Here is a 4319-nt window from a genome sequence, read left to right on the forward strand (position 1 = left end):
CGCCCTCTTACGTTAAAATCGATGTTTGATAATTTTACCCTGCGCTTGTTCTGCTAACGCTTGCTCTAGTGCCTGCTGTTCAGAAAGAGGGATATCTGCAAAGCGAATGACCGATGTTTTCTGACAAATGAGATAATCTGGATTAAGCTGCCTTAAGAGTTCCTCAGCTGCAGATGCGATCGCTTGTTTAATCTCTTCATCTGAAGGAAGTTGAGTCGTCTGGAAAAGATCAGATTGCATAAAAAGTCTAAGCCAATCAAAACGCTATGGTTTCCTTTATTCTAACACAAAAAAAGCTATCACGCTATATTTATAGAGGGCGATCACTTCTAAGGTCAGTATTGCAGCTTAAGTCGTTTATTATCAGCAACGCCCAGATAATTTACTCGCTATTTAAGGGCGGACTGCTAATAACTGGACTTGTACCGTTTCAGGAAGTTTTATTATGACAAAATGATTTTCTGGATACAAATAATCTTCACCAGATTCATCAATCACTCGCAAACATCCCACCTCTTGCGCTTTAGCATCAGGTAACACTTGATAAAGTTTACAAACTTCTAAATCTCCGCCTTCTTCAGCGGTAATACAGATAGCAAATTCAATGTTAGATGCTGGTGTTTGCATAAATATTTAGTCCAAAACTCGTTTAACTTTCATTTTTCGCCGACCAATACCTTGAGACTCATACCAGTGTAGTTCAGCTTTGCGGATTTCTCCATTAGGAAATTGAACTAAGCCGACTCCTTTTAGCTTTCGCCATCGACGACCCCCAAACTGCGCTTTTAGCCTTCTGAGTTCACGAATAGAGAGGTTGGCGGCGATAATCTCTATTTCTGTTAGTTCTCCAATCAACTCAAAGCCATTACCCATCTCATCATTCTAACAAAGATTAATAAAAATCTGGAATGTCTCCCCAAAAAAGCGATCGCGCTCTATTGATAAAGTGCGATCACTGCCAATTTAAGGCTAGATTTACCAGTTTTTTATTTTAATTTGCGCTTCAAGACTGAACCCGCACCTAAACCACCAATGGCGAGTAAACCCAAGACTGAAGCAGGTTCGGGAGTTTTGTTCATTTGTTTAAAATCTCCAACTATCAGGTTGTCGAAAACAAAGACATCACCTTGACCAGTGGTTGTGAGAAAACTCACTTTTGTGAACGTTTCAGCGGCATTACTAGCCATCAGACCATAGAAAAGCACCGAGCCATCCGTACTGCCATTACTGCCGATGGTGTTAGGAACAGTCACTGTTGTTGTGGTTCCATTCGTTAGCTGTAACTGGATCTGACCCCCAAAATCGCCGATGTCCACGCCGTAGAAGCCAAAAGCAGCTACCTGTTGACTGAAATTCACCTCAAAGTTGCCACCACCACCGGCTGATACTTCCCAGAACTTATCCCCGGAAATGGGATAGCGTCCGGCTCCGTTAGTCCCAGTGGGAACTGAAACTATTGTTCCATTTCCTCCGCTTAGAGTGGCAGTGATACTTCCGGTAGAACCTGGGAAAGTTAAATTTAGGGGAGTAGTGGTTCCAGCCTGAAAAGATTCAAACGTTTCTGTACCCACACCCATTAAATTAGAGCGGAAGCTATTCTCAGCCGCTTGGGCATTAGCATATGGTATGCGAGTGGAGCCACCTTGATTGTTTATGTCTTGGCCAAAATAGATGCTGTAAGCATGGGCAGGACTGCTGACTGCCAATAGAGCAGCAGCGGCGATACTAGCCTTGATTGATATTGATAATGAGCTTTGTTTGCTCGCAATCGAAGTTTTCATATCCAGAAATTTTCCTCAAAACAAACAAATGTTCTGACTGACCTTTAAAGGAGAAAATCTCAAATTAAGCGACATTGGCAAGGGAGAAAGACTGGTTTTTTCAAAATTGCCAATCACTAAATTTTAAGTTAGTTTCTTTAATGACAAAACAGAGCCATAACGGGATTCTACCCCCCCCGATTTTGTCAAGTGTAAACCAACACAAATTTACAAAAATTTATAATTATTGTTACCCTTGAGAGTAGGCTAGTAAAAAAATCTTTTAACGGGTTAGTCTTGGATTATTAGAATCTCTCGTTTCTAGGCTCTGCCTAGAAATGTTTAATGAGAGTCTCTGCCTCCTGAGTAATCTTTACAGAAGGCAGAGCCTTCAAAAATCATTCCCAGGCGGAGCTTGGGAATGAGACGGCGAAAATCATTGCCTCTTGCCTATCCTAACCATTACTTATAACAGCTAATCCCTAATCTCTCAATAACAGATATTCGCGAATCTCAAAAAAGTTATCCCAAGGAATATAGGGTTGATTTTCCGCTTGCAGATAATCGATTAAACGATCCCTAGCAAAAACTAGATCGGCCCTTCTAGCCATGGTAATATCGGTAACGGAATCACCGATCGCAATAGTTTTTACTCCCGAATATTTGGCCATAATCAAGGCTTTAGCTACTAATTCTGTCTCATTTTCCCAATCGGAATGAACTTGCAAATATTCCCCTTGAGTATGAAGATTGACCCCATAAATTGCCGTCACCTTATCTAATAGTCCCTCCCGTTTTAAGACCGTTTCAATCATGCCTTGGATGCCACCGGAGATAATAATAAAAGGGATGGATTGCTCCTGTAAAAAAGCGAGGAATTCGGCTAATCCGGGGCGAATTGGCTTGCTTTCGGCATAGGCAAGAATATCGGCGTATTTTTGGCTCGGTATCGACTCTAGCAGTTGACGGACACCCCGGCGCAGAGTCAGAGTGCGGGCGTACATTTGGGGCATAATTTGGGCCGATAAATCGGGGGCGAATTCTTTGAGCATACCCGCAAAAGTTTCCACGGCGGTGATAGTGCCATCAAAGTCACAGAAAACAATTTTACTCATGGGGTGACAAAATATCTGAAATTGGATATAATCGAAGGTTATGATTAATTTTACAGAGATTATCCGACTCTAGAGCTTCAACCCCCATGAAATCCTATCTCGCCGCCGCCATTCAAATGACCAGTCAGCCAGATTTAGAGAAAAATCTCGCTGCCGCTGAAGAATTGATCGAACTTGCCGTGGGTAAAGGGGCGGAATTAATCGGTTTACCAGAAAATTTCGCCTTTATGGGGGCAGAAACCGATAAAATCGCCCAGGCCGAGACTATTGCTCGAAAAGCCGATAAATTCCTCCGCACCATGGCCCAACGGTTTCAAGTGACCATTTTAGGGGGTGGTTTTCCCGTGCCGGTGACGGGTATTCCCGATAAGGCTTATAATACCGCTATTTTAGTCGATGGCAACGGTGCGGAATTAGCCCGTTATCAAAAAGTCCATCTTTTTGATGTCAATGTCCCGGATGGTAACACCTATCAGGAATCGAGTACAGTCATGGCAGGAATCGATTTACCGCCGATTTATGGCTCCGATAGCTTGGGCAAAATTGGCCTCTCGATTTGCTATGATGTGCGTTTTCCCGAACTCTATCGCTATTTATCGCAGCAAGGAGCCGATGTTTTATTTGTACCCGCGGCCTTTACGGCTTTTACAGGGAAAGATCATTGGAAAGTTTTGTTACAAGCGCGAGCGATCGAGAATACTTGTTATATAATAGCTCCCGCTCAAACGGGCAATAATTACGAACGCCGTTACACCCACGGTCACGCTATGATTATCGATCCTTGGGGTGTGGTTTTAGCCGATGCGGGGGAAGAAGCGGGAGTGGCAATTGCCGAAATTAATCCCCAACGTCTGCAACAGGTGCGACGACAAATGCCTTCCCTACAGCATCGTGTTTTTGTTTAAAATTCGATTCGACAATTTTAACGCCTAATTTTGGGATTTAACTCGGTTTTTTCGCGTAACATTGCTCCCTGATAGCAAGGGCCGAATCTCAAACCTAATTAGGGTTCTTCGGTTTGTCTTATGCAATGTACAGGGTTATAAGGAATTAAACTCTTATAGAGAAAGACATTTGGCGATTTTTGTTAATTGTTTTCGATCTAGAGCGAACTAATCAATTAAATCTCTTGCCAGATAAGGATTTAGTCCATTTATGCCCCCCTATCGAACCATACCAAGTAACGAAGAACCAAAAATCTAGTTGGTTTATAATATTAAATAATTAACTTTATTTTTAGAGATGAATCTGATTTTATCAAGCAAAGCGGCCGAAAGACTTCAACGAGAAGTGCAGTCAAGAGAAGATTTTATCGCCGATAATAATGCTTGGCGAATTGATGTCCTCGATCTCAGGAAGAGAGGTATTTTTCTCATTACTCAGGAAAAGAGTTTATACACCTTAATTTCTTCGTACAAGCAGGGAATTAAGGGAATTATCGCTC

6 protein-coding genes and 1 pseudogene are annotated in these 4319 nt (G+C 42.3%); 2 read left to right on the top strand and 5 right to left on the bottom strand.

The window, feature by feature from the left end; genetic code table 11:
- Nucleotides 1-12 precede the first annotated feature (12 nt).
- From IM500_RS23460 to IM500_RS23480, 5 genes are all read right to left on the bottom strand, one after another.
- Complete coding sequence (locus IM500_RS23460; protein ID WP_190721976.1) at nt 13-240, bottom strand: hypothetical protein; 228 nt, start codon at nt 238-240, stop codon at nt 13-15.
- Between the two features lie 153 nt (nt 241-393).
- The gene (locus tag IM500_RS23465; protein WP_002745620.1) at nt 394-627 is read right to left on the bottom strand and encodes a hypothetical protein; all 234 of its coding nucleotides are present in this window, start codon (nt 625-627) and stop codon (nt 394-396) included.
- A gap of 6 nt (nt 628-633) precedes the next feature.
- Nucleotides 634-873, bottom strand: coding sequence for a hypothetical protein (locus tag IM500_RS23470; protein ID WP_190721974.1), 240 nt, complete (start codon nt 871-873; stop codon nt 634-636).
- A gap of 113 nt (nt 874-986) precedes the next feature.
- Entirely contained in the window at nt 987-1781 is a 795-nt protein-coding gene (locus IM500_RS23475; protein ID WP_190721972.1) for a PEP-CTERM sorting domain-containing protein, read from the bottom strand.
- A 461-nt stretch (nt 1782-2242) separates the two neighbouring features.
- Nucleotides 2243-2875, bottom strand: coding sequence for an HAD-IB family phosphatase (locus tag IM500_RS23480; protein WP_287739632.1), 633 nt, complete (start codon nt 2873-2875; stop codon nt 2243-2245).
- Between the two features lie 86 nt (nt 2876-2961).
- Here IM500_RS23480 and IM500_RS23485 point away from each other — a divergent pair, with 86 nt between their 5' ends.
- Together IM500_RS23485 and IM500_RS23490 are read left to right on the top strand one after the other, a co-directional pair.
- Nucleotides 2962-3780, top strand: a complete 819-nt coding sequence (locus IM500_RS23485) for a carbon-nitrogen hydrolase family protein (RefSeq protein WP_008207396.1) — start codon at nt 2962-2964, stop codon at nt 3778-3780.
- A 337-nt stretch (nt 3781-4117) separates the two neighbouring features.
- A pseudogene (locus tag IM500_RS23490) lies at nt 4118-4319 on the top strand (DUF6933 domain-containing protein); the annotation flags it as partial.

This window comes from Microcystis sp. M179S2 (assembly GCF_020245805.1).
GTDB classification, from domain to species: domain Bacteria; phylum Cyanobacteriota; class Cyanobacteriia; order Cyanobacteriales; family Microcystaceae; genus Microcystis; species Microcystis aeruginosa.

Coding starts and splice junctions, on each gene's coding strand:
- IM500_RS23485 (WP_008207396.1), top strand. CDS start 2,962: ATGAAATCCTATCTCGCCGCCGCCATTCAAATGACCAGTCAGCCAGAT.
- IM500_RS23460 (WP_190721976.1), bottom strand. CDS start 240: ATGCAATCTGATCTTTTCCAGACGACTCAACTTCCTTCAGATGAAGAG.
- IM500_RS23465 (WP_002745620.1), bottom strand. CDS start 627: ATGCAAACACCAGCATCTAACATTGAATTTGCTATCTGTATTACCGCT.
- IM500_RS23480 (WP_287739632.1), bottom strand. CDS start 2,875: ATGAGTAAAATTGTTTTCTGTGACTTTGATGGCACTATCACCGCCGTG.
- IM500_RS23470 (WP_190721974.1), bottom strand. CDS start 873: ATGGGTAATGGCTTTGAGTTGATTGGAGAACTAACAGAAATAGAGATT.
- IM500_RS23475 (WP_190721972.1), bottom strand. CDS start 1,781: ATGAAAACTTCGATTGCGAGCAAACAAAGCTCATTATCAATATCAATC.